Here is an 18,640-nt window from a genome sequence, read left to right as displayed (position 1 = left end):
TGACACGTTAATGTGACCGATCAAGTTGCCCGGAATCCTTGCCGCGCCTACATCGCTTCCGACGATGTCCGACCCCAATTCCCCCAACCGGTTCAACGAGGAAAAAGCCACTTACGCCGTTCGCGGCGAGGGGGTGCCCGATCTCGACGCCGGCGTGGCGGCGATCCGCAACGTGCTGAAGACGTTGCCGGTGCGGCCGGGGGTGTACCGGATGCAGGATGCGCGCGGCGACGTGCTGTACGTCGGCAAGGCGCGCGCGCTCAAGAATCGAGTGAACAACTATACGCAGGTGACGCGGCTCTCGAAGCGGCTGCAGCGAATGGTGGCGCAGACGCGGTCGATGACGATCGTCACGACCAACAACGAGGCCGAGGCGCTGCTGCTCGAGGCCCAGCTGATCAAGCGCTATCGCCCGCCGTACAATGTGCTGCTGCGCGACGACAAATCGTTCCCCTTCATCCTGCTGCGGCAGGATCACGCCTTCGCGCGCGTCCAGCTCCATCGCGGCGCGCGGCGCTACAAGGGCGATTATTTCGGGCCGTTCGCGGGGGCGGGGCAGGTCCGGAAGACGCTCAATGCGCTGCAGAAACTGTTCCTGCTGCGGAGCTGTACCGACGGCTTCTTCGCGACGCGCGACCGGCCGTGCCTGCTCTACCAGATCCGGCGCTGCTCGGCGCCGTGCGTGGGGCGGATCGACGAGGCGGGCTATGCCGAGCTGGTGAGCGACGCGCGCGACTTCCTGCAGGGCAAATCGACCAAGGTGCAGGCCAAGCTCGGCGAGCAGATGCAGGCCGCCGCCGAGAATCTCGATTTCGAGCTGGCCGCGATCCTGCGCGACCGGCTGAAGGCGCTGACGTTCATTCAGGGCAGCCAGGCGATCAACGCCGAAGGCGTGGGCGACGCCGACATCTTCGCACTCGCGTGCAAGCAGGGAGTGATGGGGATCCAGGCCTTCTTCATCCGCGGCGGGCAGAATTGGGGGCATCGCAGCTTCTTCCCCGCGCACACCAACGACGTGCCCGAGGACGAAGTGCTCAGCCAGTTCCTGATGCAATTCTACGAGGAAGTGCCGCCGCCGAAGACGATCTTCGTCGACCGCAATCTGGAAGAGGCGAAGCTGTTGAGCGAGGCTTTGGCCGAGCGGGCGGGGCACAAGGTTGCGCTCGGCGTGCCGCAGCGCGGGCCGCGCCGGCGGCTGCTCGAACAGGCGCAGCGCAACGCCGTCGAGGCGCTCGACCGGCGGATGGCGGAGAGCACGACGCAGGCGAAGCTGCTCGCCGAGATCGCCGACATCTTCGAATTGCCCGAGCCGCCCGACCGGATCGAGATCTACGACAACAGCCATATCCAGGGCACCAACGCGCTCGGCGCGATGGTCGTCGCGGGCCCCGAAGGGTTCCGCAAGAACCAGTATCGCAAGTTCAACATCAAGCGGCCCGAGACGATCGCGGGCGACGATTTCGGCATGATGCGCGAAGTGTTCGGCCGCCGCTTCGCCCGCGCGCAGGAGGAGGATCCCGACCGGCAGGGCGGCAATTGGCCCGATTTGGTGCTGATCGATGGCGGGCGCGGGCAATTGAACGCCGTAAAGGGAGTGCTCGAGGATCTCGGCATCGAGGACGTCTGCCTCGTCGGAGTCGCCAAGGGCCCGCACCATGGCCGCGACGGGCGCGAAGTCTTCCATTTGATGGACGGGCGCGAACTGACGCTGCCGGTCAATTCGCCGGTGCTCTTCTACCTCCAGCGGCTGCGCGACGAAGTGCACCGCTTCGCGATCGGGGCGCACCGCGACAAGCGCAGCAAGGCGATCGGCGCGAGCCCGCTCGACGAAGTCCCCGGCATCGGGCCGGCGCGCAAGAAAGCGCTGCTGATGCATTTCGGCACCGCGCGCGCGGTACGCGGCGCGAGCCTCGAGGATCTGCGCAAGGCGCCCGGCGTATCGGCGGCGGTGGCGCAGCAGGTGTATGATTATTTCCATTCGCGTTGAGCGTTTGCCCCCGACACACGAGGCGCTAGTCTCGGCACCTTGAACGGGGCTCAGGCGGCGATGCCGATCTCGCCGCCGCGCGGGTGACCTGGCCACGGGTGGACGAGGATTACGCACGCTACGGGATCAAGCCGTAAGTTTGAGAGCCCAAACAGACCATTGAATGAATTTCCGTCATCCCGGCCTCGAGCCGGGATCCCGCTTCTTCTGCCAGGCCAAAGGCAGCGGGACCCGGCTCGAGCCTGTCCTGAGCGTCTGCCTTGCAGGGAGTCGAAGGGGCCGGGGTGACGAAGAATAGGAGACTTCGACCGGGATTGGCGTTTTCTTCACCTGGATCGGATAGGGAGCCACCATGCCGACCCGCGTCTTCCTGACTGTCGATACCGAGCTGATGTGGCGCCACCACGTCGCCGGACTGGATGCCGATACGATCGTCCAGCGCTCGCTCGAGCCGGCGGGGGTCGGGATCAGCTGGCAGCTCGAACAACTGGCCGCGCACGGGCTCAAGGCGTGCTTCTTCGTCGATCCCATGCCGGCGCTCGTCTATGGGCTCGATCCGATCAAGCGCGTGGTGGGAGCGATCCTCGAGGCGGGGCAGGAAGTGCAATTGCACCTCCATCCAAACTGGACCGGCGCGCATGCCGGCGATCGCGGTGCCACTTATGGGCCGTTCGAGCTGATCGACTATAGCCTCGCCGAGCAGGTCGAGCTGATTTCGGGTGCGGCGGACATGCTGGCGGCGGCGGGCGCGCCCGATCCGATCGCCTTCCGGTCGGGTTCCTATTCGGCGAGCGACGACACGCTGGCGGCGCTGGCGAAGCTCGAATTCGCCTATGATTCGAGCCACAACGGCTCCGAACATCCCTGGCCGAGCGCTATCGGGCTCGAACCGCGCCAGATCGCGCCTGTCGTGCATCGCGGCGTGATCGAAGTGCCGGTGACTCTGATCGAGGACCAGAAGGGGCATCTGCGCCATTTCCAGATCTGCGCGCTCTCGGCCGCCGAAATGAAGGCCGCGCTCGATCACGCCGTGCGCGAGGAGCATGCCGCAGTGACGGTGGTGAGCCACGGCTTCGAACTCGCCAACCGCGCCGGCACGCGGCCCAACGCGGTGCATGTGCGGCGTTTCGAGGCGCTCTGCCGGATGCTGGCCGAACGGCGCGGTGCGCTGGAGACCGCGCATTTCGCCGATCGGCCGGAGATGGCGCTGGGGCGGGGCGATGCGCCGCTCGCGCCGAGCATGCTGCGGACGCGGCTGCGCCAGGCCGAGCAGCTCTGGTCGAACTGGGTCGAGGAGCGCGCGGCGTGAACGCAGTGCGGGAGATCGCGGCCGCGCCGCAGCCGGTGCGGCTCAAGTTCGAGATCGGGGCGCGAACGTTGCTGAGCGTGCGGCGATCGCTGGTGCGGGTGCCGTTGACGCTCGCCGAGGCGCGGAGCGGGGTGGCGCCCGCGCTGCCGCCGGTCGACCGCGATGCAGATGGGTATAGCGTGACGTCGTTGCCCGAAAGCCAGATGGCGGCGCTGGTCGCCGGATCGGGCGCGATGCTGCCCTTCGTGCGCCAGCGCTACACGCGCTATTATCTCGATTTCGCCGGGAGCTATGACGACTGGTTCGCCAGCCTGTCGTCGAACGCGCGGCAGGGACTGCGCCGCAAGGCGAAGAAGATCGCGGCGGCCTCGGGTGGCACGCTCGACGTGCGGCGCTTCCGCACGCCGGAGGAACTGGCGGCGTTCCATCCCGTGGCGCGGGCGATCTCGGCGACCACCTATCAGGAACGCTTGCTGGGATCGGGGCTTCCCGAGGACGCGGCGTTTCTCCGCACGATGCGCGAACTCGCTTCGGCGGATCAGGTGCGCGCGTGGCTGCTCAGCATCGCGGGGGAGCCGGCGGCCTATCTCTATTGCCCGATCCACGGCGATACGGTGCTCTACGCCTATGTCGGGCATGATCCGAAGTTCAACGAGTGGTCGCCGGGCGCGGTGCTCCAGTTGGAGGCGATGCAGGATCTGTTCGGCGAGGGGCGCTTCGCGGCGTTCGACTTCACCGAGGGCGAGGGGCAGCACAAGCGCCAGTTCGCGACCGGCGGCGTGGAATGCGTCGACCTGCTGCTGCTGCGGCCGAGCCTGGCGAACCGGGGGGTGATGGCGGCGCTGGGCGGGTTCAACCGGACGGTGGCGCTAGGGAAGAAGACAGTGAACGCCGCGGGGCTGGGCAAGCTGGCGAAGAAGCTGCGGCGGGGCGGCTAGCCGCCAACCGACGCCGCCCAGGCCTTGGTTCCGGGGCAGCTGTCCAACGCCCGCGCATAGGCTTCGCGCCCGGTGGTCCTCGCAATATAGGCCTGTTCCACTTCATCGGGAGAGTGGAAGCCCGTCCGCCGGGCGAATTGCAGCGCATAGGTGATCGAGATGTCGGCCGCGGTGAACCTGTCCCCCGCCATGTACGGCGCGCGCGCCAGCTGCCGGGTCACCAGTCGCATCCGTTGCTCGAAGATCCTGACTGCCCAGCGCACGCTCCAATTGTCCTTCTCGGCCTCGGGCGCGAGGATGTGAGCGGCGACGCCGATATTGATCGGCATGGCGAGTCCCGCCTCGCCGAGATGGAGGAATTGCAGATAGGTCGGGAAGGCGGGATCGCCGGGATCGGGCGCGAGCGGCGTGGGGCCGTGGCGTGCCACCAGATATTGGAGGATCGCGATCGATTCGACCATCACCGTGCCGCCGTCCTCGATCGCCGGGATGAAGGCGGCGGGGTTGATCGCGAGGAATTCGCTGTCGCTCTCGATGTCCGCGAGCAGATCGACGTCGCGCACGCGATAGGCGAGGCCCAATTCTTCGAGCAGCCAGATGACCCGGAAGCCTCGGCCCTCGCCCCAGACGGTGATCATGTGCCTCTCCTTTTCCCGACCCTTCCTCACCCGGCGAGCGCCCGGTTGCAACGATAGTTATTAAAAGAAACCGTCATCCCGGCCGAAGTGCCGGGAGCCCCTGCTACTCCGCGTCCCCCGGTGGACTCCGGTACAAGGCTGGGGTGACGGGTTGGGGATGTCGGGGTAAGCCCGGTCCATGCATTTGCGCGCCGAAGCCATTCTCCTCAGCGTCCGCGCGCATGGCGAGCATGGGGCGATCGTGCGCGCGCTCACCGAAAGCGACGGGCTGCAGGCGGGCTATGTCCGGGGCGGGCGTTCGCGGGCGCTGCGGCCGGTGCTGCAGCCGTCTAATCTCGTGCTCGGCGAATGGCGGTCGCGGACCGAGGAGCAACTGGCGGGACTCACCGTCGAATTGATCCACAGCCGCGCCCCCTTGTTCGGCGAGCCGCTGCCTGCCGCAGCGCTGCAATGGGCGACGGCGCTTACCGCCGCCGTGCTTCCGGATGCGCAACCTTATCCGCGGCTCTATTCGGCGCTCGACGGCGTACTCGCGGCGATCGAGGCGGCGCCCGCGGCGCGGGGTTGGGCAGTGGCGTTGGTGCGCTATGAATTGCTGCTGCTCGCCGAGCTCGGCTTCGGGCTCGATCTGGAGCGCTGCGCGGCGACCGGACGGAATGACGATCTGGTCTTCGTGAGCCCGAAAAGCGGCGTGGCGGTGAGCCGCGTCGGGGCGGAGGGCTATGAGCGTCAGCTGTTGCGATTGCCCCCGTTCCTGACCGCCGGCGGCGCGGCGGAATGGGACGACATCGTCGACGGGCTGCGGCTCACCGGCCATTTCCTCCTGCGCGACCTGCTGATCGGCAAGGGCGCCGAAATCGTCGCGGCGCGATCGCGATTGGTCGACCGGTTGATGCGGGCGGTTGCGTAACGGGGTGGGTGTGGGCAAAGCGGCCGGGCTTTTTCTTGAGGGAGCGAGAATGCCGCTGATTGCTGTTCTGCCCGGCGACGGGATCGGGCCCGAAGTCACCACCCAGGCGCGCCGCGTGCTCGAAGCGCTCGATCTCGGGCTGCAGTTCGAGGAGGCCCCGGTCGGCGGCGCGGCCTATCTCGTCGCGGGGCGGCCGCTTCCGCCCGACACGCTGGCGCTCGCCAAGCGCGCCAATGCGGTGTTGTTCGGGGCGATCGGCGATCCGCGGTTCGAGGCGCTCGAACGGCAATTGCGTCCGGAAGCCGCGTTGCTTGGCATCCGGCGCGAGCTGGGGCTGTTCGCAAATCTGCGCCCGGCCACGCTGTTCCCCGGCCTGGAGGACGCCTCACCGCTCAAGCCCGAAGTGGTCGCCGATCTCGATATCGTCATCGTCCGCGAGCTCGTCGGCGACGTCTATTTCGGCGAGAAGGGCCGGCGGACCAATGTCGAGGGCCTGCGCCAGGGCTATGACGTGATGAGCTACAACGAGGCCGAAGTGGAGCGCATCGCCCGGGTCGGGTTCGAGATGGCGAAGCGGCGCAAGAAGAAGCTCTGCTCGGTCGACAAGGCGAACGTGCTCGAGACCTCGCAGCTGTGGCGCGACGTGGTCAACGAGATGAGCACCGATTATCCCGAAATCGAATTGACCCACATGTATGTCGATAATGCCGCGATGCAGCTCGTCCGGCGGCCCACCGATTTCGACGTGATCGTCACCGGCAATCTGTTCGGCGACATTCTCTCCGATCAGGCGAGCATGTGCGCGGGCTCGATCGGGATGCTGCCTTCGGCCTCGCTGCGCGCATGGAGCGGCGACAACGGCATGTACGAGCCGATCCACGGCAGCGCACCCGACATCGCCGGGCAGGGCAAGGCCAATCCCTGTGCGGCGATCCTGTCGGCGGCGATGCTGCTGCGGCACAGCCTGACCGACGAGGCATCGGCGCAGCGCGTCGAGAAGGCAGTGGGCGCGGCGCTGGCCAAGGGCGCGCGGACCGCGGATCTGGGCGGCAGCCTGACCACCACCGAGATGGGCGACGCGGTGCTGCGGGAGCTGGTGTGACCCCCGACCTGCTCGAGCTTGCGGTCGTCATTCCGACGTTCAACGAGCGGGCAAACGTGCCCGTTTTGATCGCCAAGCTCGATCAGGCCCTCGCAGGCCGCAACTGGGAGGCAATCTTCGTCGATGACGACAGCCCCGACGGCACCGCGCAGGCGGCGCGCGAGCTGGCGCGGCTCGACAAGCGCGTGCGGGTGATCCAGCGAATCGGTCGGCGCGGGCTATCCTCGGCGTGCATCGAGGGGATGTGCGCGACCGCCGCGCCGTTCGTCGCGGTGATCGATGGCGATCTCCAGCATGACGAGACGATCCTGCCGGCGATGCTCGATGCGCTGGAGGGGGACGACAGCCTGGAAGTGGTGGTCGGATCGCGCTTCGTCGCGGGCGGCGGGACTGGGGAATGGGACCGCGATCGCGTCGCCAAGTCGGCGTTCGCGACCAAATTGTCGCGGCAGGTACTCAAGGCCGATCTGAGCGATCCGATGAGCGGCTTCTTCATGATCCGGACGCAAATCGTCCGCGATCTCGTCCCGACTTTGTCGGGGATCGGCTTCAAGATCCTGCTCGACATCATGACCGCGGCGCCGCACCCGCTCAAGTTCCGCGAGCTGCCCTACACGTTCCGCATCCGGACCGAGGGCGAGAGCAAGCTCGATCATGTCGTGGCGATGGAATATCTGATCGCGCTCTATGACCGGATGTTCGGCAAGGTCGTGCCGGTGCGGTTCGCGATGTTCTCGGCGATCGGGGCACTCGGAGCGGCGGTGCATTTCGTCGTGCTGGGGGTGCTGTTCCGCGGGCTCGACTGGCCGTTCGTCACCGGGACGATCATCGCCACGATCGTCGCGATGACCTTCAACTTCTTCCTCAACAACACGCTCACTTATCGCGAGCAGAGGCTCAAGGGCGCCAGGGAGTTGATCGGCGGCTGGGTGAGCTTCTGCCTCGTCTGTGCGGTGGGCGCGGCGGCGAATGTCGGCGTCTCGGCGTTCCTCCACAATGTCCAGCACGGCGACTGGCGCATGTCGGCGCTGGCGGGAATCGCCGTGGCGGCGGTGTGGAATTTCGCGCTGTCGTCGCGGTTTACGTGGGGACGCTACTAGCGCCAGCTGTTGAACCACATCCAGTAGGTGAAGCCCTGATCGTTCTTCAGCGGCGAGGCGGCGAGGATCGGGTAGAAGTAGACGAACGCGACCAGAGCCGCGAAGAGAAACCATTCCTCGCGGCCCTTGCCCCGACCGCGGTCGAAATGGTGGAACGCCACTGCCAGCGCGAGGCACAGGAAGATGCCCGAGAGGTGGTAATAATAATAGAAACCGATCGATTTCGGGATCACGACATAGATTGCGAGGCTGGCGATCCACAGCAAAGCCACCGCCAGCGGGCGCACTGCCTTCTCGCGAAACCCCGCCCATAAGCAGGCCAGCACCGCGAGCAGTCCGCCCCACATGATCACCGGATTGCCGATCAGCAGCACGCCGCGCTGGGCGCCCTGATCCCATTCGTAGAAATACCAGATCGGCCGGATCATCAGCGGCCAGCTCCACCAGTCGGACTGATAGGTGTGCTTCGCCAGCACCTGCGTCTGAAGCGCGTACATGTCGCGCTGGAGCGGGATCAGCCCGGCGAGGGTAAGCGGATCGCGCGCATAGAAGAAGGCGGGGAAGAAGGTCGCGAAATAGGTGACGATGCTCACCGCGCCGAGGATCAGCAGGCCGGTGATCGTGCCGAGACCGGGCCAGTGGGGCGGCCTTTTGGCGCGGGCGTCGCTGAGGCGGATGACGAGGAAGGCGAGGCCGGCGAGCGCGACATAGGGGATCGCGGCCCATTTGGTGCCGACGGCGAGGCCGAACAGCACCGCGGCGCCGATCCAGCGGCGGCGGACCTGGCCCGGACTGCCCTTCATCGCCCAAAGCATCAGCACCATCGCCCAGAGCAGGAAGGCGCCCAGGAAGATGTCGAGCATCGCGGTGCGGGCCTGGACGTACACGCTCTGGTTGAGCGCGGTGAGAACCGCGCCGACCAAAGCGGCGCGCATCGAGCCGAGGAGCAGCCACACGAACGCGAAGGCGCCAAGCACCGTCGCAGTGCCTGCCAGCGTCGTGAAAGCACGCCAGCCGACCGGATTGTCGCCGAACAGCACGATCCCCGCGCCGATCAGCTCCTTTCCGACAAGGGGGTGCTCGATATTGCGCGGACCTTCGAGGCCCAGCAGTGCCTTCGCGGCGGGAACGTAATGGACTTCGTCGAACATGATCCGGCTCGGCCGGTCGAGATGCACCGTGAACAGCAACTGGGCAGCGAGCCCCAGCAGCAGTGCGACGAGGAACGGACGGGTCTGGAGAGCCTTGAGGCGATCGCGCATGACGCGGTGGATAGCCGAAGGTTGAAGCGAGACGAACCCAAATCCTCCCTCGCGAGGGCCTTCGATGGTTGACGCGAGCCCTTCGCCACCTGCAAAGCAAATCCATGAAACGTCGTACTGGACAGGACCGTAGCGTCACGCGCAACTGGAAGCCCGCAACGCAGGCGATCCGCGGTGGGACGATGCGATCGGAGTTCGGCGAGACCAGCGAGGCGCTCTTCCTCACTTCGGGCTATGCCTATGACTGCGCGGGCGACGCCGCGGCGCGGTTCGCGGGCGAGCAGGAGGGCATGACCTATTCGCGCCTGCAGAACCCGACGGTGCAGATGCTTGAGGAGCGGATCGCATTGCTCGAAGGCGCCGAGGCGTGCCGGACGATGGCGAGCGGCATGGCAGCGATGACCGCAGCCCTGCTCTGCCAGCTCGAGCAGGGCGACCATCTGGTCGGCGGGCGCGCGGCGTTCGGATCGTGCCGCTGGCTGACCGACACCTTGCTGCCCAAATTCGGCATCGAGACGACGATCGTCGATGCGCGCGATCCGCAGCAGTTTCAGGACGCGATCCGCCCGAACACCAAAGTGTTCTTCTTCGAGACTCCTGCCAATCCGACGATGGACGTGGTCGATCTGGAAGCGGTGTGCGGGATCGCGAAGGCGCGCGGAATCGCCACGGTGGTCGACAATGCCTTCGCGACGCCCGCGCTCCAGCGGCCGATCGATTTCGGGGCGGACGTGGTGGCCTATTCGGCGACCAAGATGATGGACGGGCAGGGGCGCGTGCTCGCGGGCGCAGTGACCGGCAGCGAGAAATTCATCAACGAGACCTTGCTCGCCTTCACGCGCAACACCGGGCCGACGCTCAGTCCGTTCAATGCCTGGGTGGTACTGAAGGGGCTGGAGACGCTCGACCTGCGCATCCGCCGACAGAGCGAGAATGCGCTCCAGGTCGGGCGCTTCCTCGAAGGGCGCGTGCCGAGGATCAACTTCCCGGCGCTGCCCAGCCATCCGCAGCACAATCTCTTCATGCGCCAGATGGAAGCCGCCGGGCCGATCTTCTCGCTGGAAGTGGAGGGCCGTACGCAGGCGCATGGGCTGCTCGACGCGCTCGAACTGATCGACATCTCGAACAATATCGGCGACTCACGCTCGCTGATGACGCATCCTTCGTCGACTACCCATGCCGGAGTCACCGAGGAGAAGAGGATCGAGATGGGCGTGACCGAAGGCATGCTGCGGCTGAATGTCGGGCTCGAAGACCCCGAGGATCTGATCGCCGATCTCGATCAGGCCCTCGGACGCGTCGGGCTGTGAGCGACGCGGTGATGAAGGCGCTGTTCACCGACGAGGCCGAGACTCGCGGCATCGTCGTGCGCGTCTCGGTTTCCTATTTGCCCGAACAGTCCGAGCCGCAACGTGGCCGCTGGTTCTGGGCTTATCATATCCGCATCGAAAACACGGGGCCGTTCACGGTGCAATTGCTCACGCGCCATTGGGTGATCACCGACGGCCGCGGCGCGCACCATTCGGTGGAAGGCGAAGGCGTGGTCGGCGAGCAGCCGATGATCGAGCCAGGCGCGAGTTTCGACTATGTCTCGGGCTGCCCGCTCTCTACTCCGACCGGGCACATGCAGGGCAGCTATCACATGATCGGCGAGGACGGCGCGGCGTTCGACGTGGCAATCCCGAAATTCGCGCTGATGGCACCGGCGGTGACGGGGTGAGCCAATGGTCCGTTCGCTTCGAGCGCAGTCGAGAAGCCTGTCTGCAGCAACCGTTTCTCGACTTCGCTCGAAACGAACGGTGGGGTAAGGCGTCGGGGAAATGAAGCGGACCCACCTCCCCCTGAACGGTCTGCGCGTGCTCGACGCCGCGGCGCGGCATCTGTCGTTCACGCGTGCCGCGGACGAGCTGGCGGTGACGCCGGCCGCTGTCGGCCAGCAGATCCGTGCGCTGGAGGATACGCTTGGCGTGGTCCTGTTCCGCCGCACAACCAAGGGGTTGGAGCTGACGCCCGAGGCCGAGGCGGGGCTCGTCGCCTTGCGCGCGGGATTCCTCCAGTTCGAGGAATCGGTGCGTGCGATGCAGGCGGGACAATCGTCCAAGTCGCTGACCATCGCTGCGCCGCGCGACCTGACCGCCAAATGGCTGATGCCCAAGCTGGCCGAGATCGCCCGGGCCGACAGTGAATTGCGCTTCATGCTGGTGCCCGCCGACGAGTCGATCGACTTCACCGAAGCCAATCTCGATCTCGCGATCCGATGGGGCGAGGGCCCCGGCGAGCATGAGGGCGAGGCGTTGGAAAGCGACGGCATGATCACCGTCGAGCGTCCGGGCGGAGGCGTGGACACGCCGATCGCCTGGGCAGGATGCCTGGCCGAGGATGCCGGATCGCTGGTGCGCGTGGCCGATGCCGGGCTTGCGCTCGACGCCGCGGCCGAGGGGCTGGGGCGCGCGACGGTGCCCGAACTGATCGCCCGTGCCGATCTGGCGGCGGGGCGCGTGGTCGCGCTGGGCGAGCCCAAATCTTCGCGGCTCGGATACTGGCTGGTCGCGCCGCTGCCGCAATGGCGGCAGAAGAAGGTGAAGGCGCTGGTCGACGCGTTGGCGGTGTGATGCCGCGCGACACCGCAGTGCTGGAGACTGCGCGCCTGCGGTTGCGGCCGCGTACGGTGGGCGATGCCGAGGCGCTGCACCCGGCTTATGCCGACCATGTATTGATGCACTGGTGGTCGAGCGGTCCGCACGACACGATCGAGCAGACCCGCGAGCAACTGGCGCGGGAAGTGCCGGAGTGGCGGTGCTGGGCGATCACGCTGAAGAGCGACGACACCGCGATCGGCTTCGTGGCGGCGGGCGAGAAGCGGCAAGGCAATGTCAGCGAGATCGGCTACATGCTGCTGCGCGCACATTGGGGCACCGGGATCGCCGCCGAGGCGGTCGGCCGGGTGATCGACCAGATCTTCGCCGAAGGACAAAGGCGCGTGTTCGCCGATACCGATCCGGAGAATGCGGCGTCGCGGGGGCTGCTCGAACGGCTGGGCTTCAGGCTCGAGGGCATATTACGCGCCGAATGGGAGACGCATATCGGCGTGCGCGACACTGCGCTCTACGGGTTGCTGCGCGAGGAATGGCGTGGCGCCGCCTGATTTGAAGGACCCGGTCCAGCGCGCGGCCTATCACCGCGAGTTGCGCGGCGTGGCGCTGAGGCTGCGCCGCACGGGCATCGGCGTGTCGCTGGCTGGGGCGCTGCTCGTGCTGCTTCATCGCAAGGGCATGGAGGCGCTGCCGCTCTGGCTGGGCGTGGGCGTGCTCGGGATCGGCGTGCTGGTGACGATCGCGGCGATCTCCACGCGCGCGGCCTATCACCGGCTGCGGATGCGGGGGTGAGGCGGCAGGCTGGTGCTCACCGCCTCGTGTCGACCGCGATCCAGTTGGTTTCCCAATTCGCCCCGCCATCGGCCGAAAACGCCTGTTCGAAACGCGCGGATTTCGGCGTCACGTCCGAGATCACGAAGCGGACCAGGACCATGCGATCGTTGACGGTGTCCACGCCGTAGAAAGTACCTTTGCCCTTCTCGTCGAAGGACCCGGTGACAGGAGGCGTGAGAAGACCATTACGGACGCTCGCGAAATTGAGCGTCCACTGGCGTGCCTTTGGGTTGTAGAGCCGGAGCGATACGCCCTCGATCCGCCCGGAAGCACCTTCCACCGAGAGCTCGACGACATTGGCCCGGCCGCCCAGAAGGGCACGCACGTCGCTAATACCCCGATACTCGATCCATCGGTTCGAGCCGGTCAGCGGCTCGGGCAGATATCGCAACTGCGTCGTCCAGCTTCCGATTTCCCAGTCGAAATCATGGGATCCGTCGCGCGGCTGGGCGACAATCGGCGACGCCGCCTGGCCGAACGCCGGAAGGGAGCCAAGCGGGAGGGCCGCCAGAGCGAGCCAGATCGCCGTGCGTATCGGCCGCATCTTCGTGACGCGCTGGTATTCGTTCGCCATCCGTCTCTCCCAGGCCTTCGGGCATTATGCCCGTTCATAGGTTCGCGTGCGCGTTTCGATCAATGCGGTCCGCTACGGCGCCGGGGCGGCGAGCTCGGCGGCGCGGCCGATCAGTCCGATGAAGCGGGCCTCCGCCACGGCCTGCGCCGGATCGTTCCAGCTTCCGGTGAGCACGTACCAATCGCCGTTCTTCGCCTGGAGCAGCAGCGTCATGTTCATCACCCCGGGTTCCGAGCCCCCTTTGTAGCCGACCCATTGCCACTTGCCTGCGGCGGGCGGCGCGATGCCGGGATTCTTGGACAGCACCGCGCGGGCGTCGGCGCCCTTCGGGCCTTCGGTGTTGCGGCGCAGCCAGTCCATCACCCGCACCAGATCGGAAGGCGACAGGAACCATTCGAGCTGCTCGATCAGCACCGGTTTGCCGTCGCGGAACAGGTTCCCCCTGATCAGCATCATCGGCAGGTTGGCGATCTCGCCGTCGAGCATCTTGCGTCGGCCGGCCTCGTTCTCGGCGAGATAGCGCGTGGCGAGGTTGTTCGCCTCGATGCCCTTCAATTTGAACGCTTCGAGCGTGCCGAGGAAGGGGCGGTTGCGCGCGGGGGCGCTGACGCCGACCACCGGGAGCATCGCCTCGACCTTCTCGCGGCCCAATGTGCGGAGCAGGATGTCGGTCGCGCTGTTGTCGCTGATCGAGATCATCTGCGTCGCCAGCTCGCGCAAGGAGACCTGCGTGCCCTTGGACTTCATCATATAGCCACCGCCGGGGAGCGGGGTGCCGTCCAGCGTGACCATGTCGTCCCATTTGCGCTCGCCGGCATTGGTGGCGCGGACCAACTCGGCGAGGATGATGAGCTTGAAGGCGGACCCGATCGCGAAAAGGCGGTCGGCCTGGTGCTGGACGCGCAGCTCGGGGGCGCCGGCGCCCAGTCTGGCGAGCGCGAAGCCGGTGGCGCCAGGGAGCGCGCGGAGCGCGGCGGCCACCTCTTCGATGCTCTTCTCGCGGCCGCTGACATTGGTGACGCGCAGGCCCGAGACCTGATGCGGCGCAGCAGCATCGACCGCCATCGTCATCGTCGCCACGGCATCGCGATAATCGACCTCGAGCGTGCCCGTCCAGGGCGTGGCCATCGCCGTGATGCGCACGCCGGTGATCGGCCCGTTGGCCTCGCGCAGGCTGGTGCTGAGCGGCTCGAATCTCTCGCGCGGCACGGCGGTCCTGAAGCTGGGCGAAAAGAAGCCGTCATAACCGGCGGTGTCCGCGAGCAGGGTGGCGAGTTCCTTCGCGCGCGCTTCGAAGGCGGGTGCCGGCGCGGCGACCATGGCCTGGGCGGCAGGCGGCGTCTGCGCGTGCGCGGCGGCGGGCGCGAGGGCTAGCAGACAGGGCAACAACGTGCGCATTCGGAGGTCTCCCCTGAATCTGGTTTAGCCGTCAGACTCGGCCGCGGTCGAGTGCGTCGATCATCGCCTGGAGACGGCGGGCAGCGGCGCGGTTGAGGCGATGGATGCCCCAGAAGATCGCCACGACGGGTATCGCCACGGCGCCGGTGCCCAGAATGGCTGCCCAGAGCGGCATGTGCTCCGCCGAGGCACGCAGGACCGCGAGCAGGAGCAGCGCCATGCCGGGGACGACCGGCGCGAGGTACCAGCGCCAGACATTGGCGAGCGCGTCGCGCTGCGCGACGAGGTTCGCGCGGTGGAAGGCGATACTGGGGGCGCCGAGCGCAGCGTCGGGGGTCTGGGGGCGGCGGCGCCAGAGATTACGCATGACTATGCCCATGCCGAGGATGATCGCCGCGCAGCCGACGCGGATCGCCCAGTCCGGGGTCTGGACAGCCGTGTTGACGAAGACGCCCGCGGCGAGCAGCCCGGCGACATATTCCACGCTGTCGCGCCGGCGGATGCGGCGACGGAAGCGCGCGTCGGCGCGAGCGAGCGCTTCGGTGTCGAGCGGTACGGCGTCGCTGTGCTGCTGCGTCCAGAGACTGGTGATGGAGTCGGTCATGCCGCTTCTCCGGATTGGAAACGCCGTGCGAGCAGCGCCTTGATGCGGTGGACCTTCACCGCGACGGTGCCCGCGGCAAGCCCGGTAACCTCGGCGATCGCGTTCGCCTCGAGCCCTTCGAGATAGAGCAATATCACTTCGCGGTCGGGAGGCTGGAGGCGGCGGATCAGCGCGTGGAGACGCTCGATCGTACGGGCATGGCCGATCTCGGCTTCGGGATCGTCTCCGGCGAAGAGCTGCGCGTCGTCGAGCGCGACGAGCCGTGCCTGGCGCGCGCCGCGTGCGACATGGCTCGCGGCGACATTGTGCGCGACGCGATAGACCCAGGTCGCAAGCGCGCAGCGGCCGTCATAGCTGGCGAAGCTGCGCCAAAGCGCAAGATGGATCTCCTGTTCGAGGTCGCGGGCCTGATCGGAATTGGCCTCGACCGAGCGGGCGAGGCGGGCGATCGCGGGTGCGTGCACGGCGCCGGCCTCGGCATATAGCGCGTCCTGCCTCGTCCGGTTGCCGTGCATTCTGGGCTTCCCCTCCCGTTCACAGCTTTAGTCGGGAAGCGGCGGCATTTCTTACAGGCGCGGCGAAAAAAATCAGGCGTCGATGACTTCCTCGTCGAGCCGCGCGGCATTCTCCTGGATGAAGGCGAAGCGGTGCGCGGGATTGTTGCCCATCAGCCGGTCGACAAGGTCCTTCACCCCTGCGCGCTCTTCATATTCCTGCGGAAGCGTGACGCGGAGCAGACCCCGCGTCGCCGGGTCCATCGTGGTTTCCTTGAGCTGGTTGGGGTTCATCTCGCCGAGGCCCTTGAAACGACTGACCTCGACCTTCTTGCCCTTGAACGCCGTCGTCTCGATCTCGATGCGGTGCGCATCGTCGCGGGCATAGAGGCTCTTCGAGCCGACGGTCAGGCGATAGAGCGGCGGCTGGGCGAGATAGAGATGCCCCTGCCGGACCAGCTCGGGCATCTCCTGGAAGAAGAAGGTCATCAGCAAGGTCGCGATGTGCGCGCCGTCGACGTCGGCGTCGGTCATGATGATGATCTTGTCGTAGCGCAGATTCTCGGGGATGCAGTCCTTCCGCGTGCCGCAGCCCATCGCGAGGATCAGGTCGGCGATCTCCTGATTGGCGAGGATCTTGGCCGAGGTTGCGGAGGCGACGTTGAGGATCTTGCCGCGGATCGGCAGGATCGCCTGGGTCTTCCGGTTGCGCGCCTGCTTGGCCGAGCCGCCGGCCGAATCGCCTTCGACGATGAAGAGTTCGGTGCCCTCGGGGCTGTCGGCGGCGCAATCGGTGAGCTTGCCGGGAAGGCGGAGCTTACGCGCGGAGGTGGCGGTCTTGCGCTTGACCTCGCGCTCCTGCTTGCGGCGGAGGCGCTCGTCCATGCGATCAAGGACATAGGAAAGCAACGCCTTGCCGCGGTCCATATGGTCCGAGAGGAAATGATCGAAATGGTCACGCACGGCCTTTTCGACGAGGCCGGTGGCTTCGGGCGAGGTGAGGCGGTCCTTGGTCTGCGACTGGAATTGCGGCTCGCGGATGAACACCGAGAGCATCAGCTCGGAGCCGACCATCACGTCGTCGGCAGTGATGTCCTTCGCCTTTTTCTGGCCGATCAGCTCACCGAACGCGCGGATGCCGCGCGTCAGCGCCTGGCGCAGGCCCTGCTCGTGGCTGCCGCCGTCGGGCGTCGGGATGGTGTTGCAATACCAGCTGTAGCTGCCGTCGCTCCACAGCGGCCACGCCACTGCCCATTCGACGCGGCCCTGATCCTCGCCGGGAAAATCCTGTTGCCCGACGAAGAATTCGGCAGTCGCGCATTCGCGGGTGGCGATCTGCTCCTTGAGATGGTCGGCGAGGCCGCCGGGGAACTGGAACGCCGCTTCGGGCGGGGTTTCATCGGTGATCAGCGAGGGGTCGCATTTCCAGCGGATCTCGACGCCGGCGAACAGATAGGCCTTGGACCGCGCCAGCTTGTAGAGCCGAGCGGGCTTGAACAGCATCTCGCCGAAAATCTCGGTGTCGGGCGTGAACGCCACCGACGTGCCGCGCCGGTTGGGCGTGCCGCCGAGATGCTCGAGCGGCCCGAGCGTCTGGCCCTGGCTGAAGCGCTGGCGGTAGAGCTGCTTGTCGCGCGCCACTTCGATGACGGTGTCGACCGACAGCGCGTTGACGACGCTGATGCCCACGCCATGCAAGCCTCCGCTCGTGGCATAGGCCTTGCCCGAGAACTTGCCGCCCGAATGGAGCATCGAGAGGATCACTTCGAGCGCCGATTTGTCGGGGAACTTCGGGTGCGGATCGATCGGCATGCCGCGGCCATTGTCGACGATGGTCAGCCGGTTGCCGGCTTCGAGCACGATCTCGATGCGATTGGCATGGCCCGCGACGGCCTCGTCCATCGCATTGTCGAGCACTTCGGCGGCGAGGTGATGGAGCGCACGCTCGTCGGTGCCGCCGATATACATGCCCGGGCGCCGCCGGACGGGCTCGAGCCCTTCCAGCACTTCGATCGAGGAGGCGTCATAGGTGCCGGAGGGAACGCCCGGCGCGGCAAACAGGTCTTCGGACATGTCAGGGGTATAGGGTCACGCCGAATTGCGGCGCAAGGCATTGCGCGGGGTGGTGGCCCGTCCTCGCGTTCGAAGCAGGGCAACCTCGCGCATTTCGCCGAGGATGCTGCCGATGCTGCGCGCTTCGGGCGCGCGGGTCTCGCCGAGGTTCGACCATTCGCCGGGCTGTACATACATGATGGACGTTCTCCTTGGACGATTCCTAGCAGAAGGCCGGACGTCGGAAAAGAACAAAAAGCGAACAGTCGGGGACGGTGCCTGGAAGGCCCGAGGCGTGGCGCGCGCGCTCGGTTATTTTGAATCGCCAAAAATAGGATTTGGCGGGCTTAACTTCACACTTTTCCCGCGAATCGTGAACTTTCGTTGCGCGAGGCCGTAAGATTATTGCGCTACATCCTGCGCCAGATTTCACGATTTCAAAGAGCCCGACGCAATGCTGACACAGCAAATCCTACATTGCCAGCGCCCGTTGCCGAGACCTTTCGGCTTAGGCACGGCAGGGACATGAGGAGTCTGTATTGGATGGGAGCTGCCCAGCAGATTTCGGGACGTCATTCGACGTAGCGGTAAAACATGCTGGCAGCTGCTTCAGTCTGACGGTTCGCCCTGACAAAACGGTCCTGCCCGCTCCCGCGTATGAGGATTGTAACGGACGGTCATGACTGCGCACCCGCCATCAAAAACGGATTCGATCAGCCGGTAATCCGAAACCCATCGCCGCTGGCCTGCTTCCAGATTATCCCACGCTTTCGGATTGCCGGCGTTCAGCGGGACGGTGATAAGTCCTATGATCGACCCGTCAGGTGTTCTCGCATAATATCTC

At 66.5% G+C, this 18,640-nt stretch carries 19 protein-coding genes; 11 read left to right on the top strand and 8 right to left on the bottom strand.

What is annotated here, in order from left to right:
* The first annotated feature begins 64 nt into the window (after positions 1 to 64).
* The 3 genes from uvrC (at position 65) to BR78_RS0111555 (ending at position 4,234) form a co-directional block, all read left to right on the top strand.
* A complete protein-coding gene (gene uvrC, locus BR78_RS0111565; protein WP_029936515.1) occupies positions 65 to 1,987 on the top strand; it encodes an excinuclease ABC subunit UvrC in 1,923 nt (640 codons plus the stop codon).
* A gap of 352 nt (positions 1,988 to 2,339) precedes the next feature.
* A complete protein-coding gene (locus BR78_RS0111560) occupies positions 2,340 to 3,296 on the top strand; it encodes a polysaccharide deacetylase (protein WP_029936514.1) in 957 nt (318 codons plus the stop codon).
* Positions 3,293 to 4,234, top strand: coding sequence for a GNAT family N-acetyltransferase (locus tag BR78_RS0111555; protein ID WP_029936513.1), 942 nt, complete (start codon positions 3,293 to 3,295; stop codon positions 4,232 to 4,234). Before BR78_RS0111560 ends, BR78_RS0111555 begins: the two co-directional genes overlap by 4 nt.
* Here BR78_RS0111555 and BR78_RS0111550 read toward each other — a convergent pair.
* Positions 4,231 to 4,872 carry a glutathione S-transferase family protein gene (locus BR78_RS0111550; RefSeq protein WP_029936512.1) on the bottom strand — a complete coding sequence of 214 codons (642 nt, stop codon included), beginning with the start codon at positions 4,870 to 4,872 and terminating at the stop codon, positions 4,231 to 4,233. The genes BR78_RS0111555 and BR78_RS0111550 overlap by 4 nt on opposite strands.
* A gap of 178 nt (positions 4,873 to 5,050) precedes the next feature.
* Between BR78_RS0111550 and recO the strand changes: the two genes are divergently transcribed.
* Genes recO through BR78_RS0111535 form a run of 3 tightly spaced genes read left to right on the top strand, consistent with a single transcriptional unit; the run spans position 5,051 to position 7,984 of the window.
* Positions 5,051 to 5,782: a DNA repair protein RecO gene (gene recO / locus BR78_RS0111545; RefSeq protein WP_029936511.1), complete on the top strand. Its 732-nt coding sequence runs from the start codon at positions 5,051 to 5,053 to the stop codon at positions 5,780 to 5,782.
* Positions 5,783 to 5,831: 49 nt separating this feature from the next.
* Positions 5,832 to 6,884: a 3-isopropylmalate dehydrogenase gene (leuB, locus tag BR78_RS0111540; RefSeq protein WP_029936510.1), complete on the top strand. Its 1,053-nt coding sequence runs from the start codon at positions 5,832 to 5,834 to the stop codon at positions 6,882 to 6,884.
* Positions 6,881 to 7,984 (top strand): glycosyltransferase, encoded by a 1,104-nt coding sequence (locus BR78_RS0111535; RefSeq protein WP_029936509.1) that lies wholly within the window; start codon positions 6,881 to 6,883, stop codon positions 7,982 to 7,984. Before leuB ends, BR78_RS0111535 begins: the two co-directional genes overlap by 4 nt.
* Here BR78_RS0111535 and BR78_RS0111530 read toward each other — a convergent pair.
* On the bottom strand, positions 7,981 to 9,246 hold the full coding sequence (locus BR78_RS0111530) for a phospholipid carrier-dependent glycosyltransferase (protein WP_029728603.1): 1,266 nt from the start codon (positions 9,244 to 9,246) through the stop codon (positions 7,981 to 7,983). The genes BR78_RS0111535 and BR78_RS0111530 overlap by 4 nt on opposite strands.
* A gap of 104 nt (positions 9,247 to 9,350) precedes the next feature.
* On the opposite strand from BR78_RS0111530, the gene BR78_RS0111525 reads away from it, so the two are divergent.
* The 5 genes from BR78_RS0111525 (at position 9,351) to BR78_RS0111505 (ending at position 12,632) form a co-directional block, all read left to right on the top strand.
* Entirely contained in the window at positions 9,351 to 10,556 is a 1,206-nt protein-coding gene (locus BR78_RS0111525) for a trans-sulfuration enzyme family protein (RefSeq protein WP_029728602.1), read from the top strand.
* Between the two features lie 11 nt (positions 10,557 to 10,567).
* The gene (apaG, locus tag BR78_RS0111520) at positions 10,568 to 10,966 is read left to right on the top strand and encodes a Co2+/Mg2+ efflux protein ApaG (RefSeq protein WP_029728601.1); all 399 of its coding nucleotides are present in this window, start codon (positions 10,568 to 10,570) and stop codon (positions 10,964 to 10,966) included.
* Between the two features lie 100 nt (positions 10,967 to 11,066).
* Entirely contained in the window at positions 11,067 to 11,858 is a 792-nt protein-coding gene (locus tag BR78_RS0111515) for a LysR family transcriptional regulator (protein WP_029728600.1), read from the top strand.
* The gene (locus BR78_RS0111510; protein ID WP_029728599.1) at positions 11,858 to 12,391 is read left to right on the top strand and encodes a GNAT family N-acetyltransferase; all 534 of its coding nucleotides are present in this window, start codon (positions 11,858 to 11,860) and stop codon (positions 12,389 to 12,391) included. The genes BR78_RS0111515 and BR78_RS0111510 overlap by 1 nt, the downstream gene beginning before the upstream one ends.
* Positions 12,378 to 12,632: a hypothetical protein gene (locus BR78_RS0111505; RefSeq protein WP_029728598.1), complete on the top strand. Its 255-nt coding sequence runs from the start codon at positions 12,378 to 12,380 to the stop codon at positions 12,630 to 12,632. The genes BR78_RS0111510 and BR78_RS0111505 overlap by 14 nt, the downstream gene beginning before the upstream one ends.
* A gap of 16 nt (positions 12,633 to 12,648) precedes the next feature.
* Here BR78_RS0111505 and BR78_RS0111500 read toward each other — a convergent pair whose 3' ends face one another.
* The 6 genes from BR78_RS0111500 to BR78_RS21730 form a co-directional block, all read right to left on the bottom strand.
* A complete protein-coding gene (locus BR78_RS0111500) occupies positions 12,649 to 13,248 on the bottom strand; it encodes a hypothetical protein (protein ID WP_197021354.1) in 600 nt (199 codons plus the stop codon).
* 72 nt (positions 13,249 to 13,320) lie between these two features.
* Positions 13,321 to 14,646 carry a serine hydrolase gene (locus tag BR78_RS0111495; RefSeq protein WP_029728596.1) on the bottom strand — a complete coding sequence of 442 codons (1,326 nt, stop codon included), beginning with the start codon at positions 14,644 to 14,646 and terminating at the stop codon, positions 13,321 to 13,323.
* 31 nt (positions 14,647 to 14,677) lie between these two features.
* The gene (locus tag BR78_RS0111490; protein ID WP_029728595.1) at positions 14,678 to 15,250 is read right to left on the bottom strand and encodes a hypothetical protein; all 573 of its coding nucleotides are present in this window, start codon (positions 15,248 to 15,250) and stop codon (positions 14,678 to 14,680) included.
* Positions 15,247 to 15,765 carry an RNA polymerase sigma factor gene (locus BR78_RS0111485; RefSeq protein WP_029728594.1) on the bottom strand — a complete coding sequence of 173 codons (519 nt, stop codon included), beginning with the start codon at positions 15,763 to 15,765 and terminating at the stop codon, positions 15,247 to 15,249. Before BR78_RS0111485 ends, BR78_RS0111490 begins: the two co-directional genes overlap by 4 nt.
* A gap of 72 nt (positions 15,766 to 15,837) precedes the next feature.
* Positions 15,838 to 17,817, bottom strand: coding sequence for a DNA topoisomerase IV subunit B (parE, locus tag BR78_RS0111480; RefSeq protein WP_029728593.1), 1,980 nt, complete (start codon positions 17,815 to 17,817; stop codon positions 15,838 to 15,840).
* Positions 17,818 to 17,832: 15 nt separating this feature from the next.
* Positions 17,833 to 17,994 (bottom strand): hypothetical protein, encoded by a 162-nt coding sequence (locus BR78_RS21730; RefSeq protein ID WP_156022294.1) that lies wholly within the window; start codon positions 17,992 to 17,994, stop codon positions 17,833 to 17,835.
* Between the last annotated feature and the right edge of the window lie 646 nt (positions 17,995 to 18,640).

Source organism: Sphingomonas sp. UNC305MFCol5.2, from assembly GCF_000712135.1.
Lineage (GTDB): Bacteria > Pseudomonadota > Alphaproteobacteria > Sphingomonadales > Sphingomonadaceae > Sphingomonas.
This window is presented reverse-complemented; position numbering and strand designations above follow the sequence as displayed.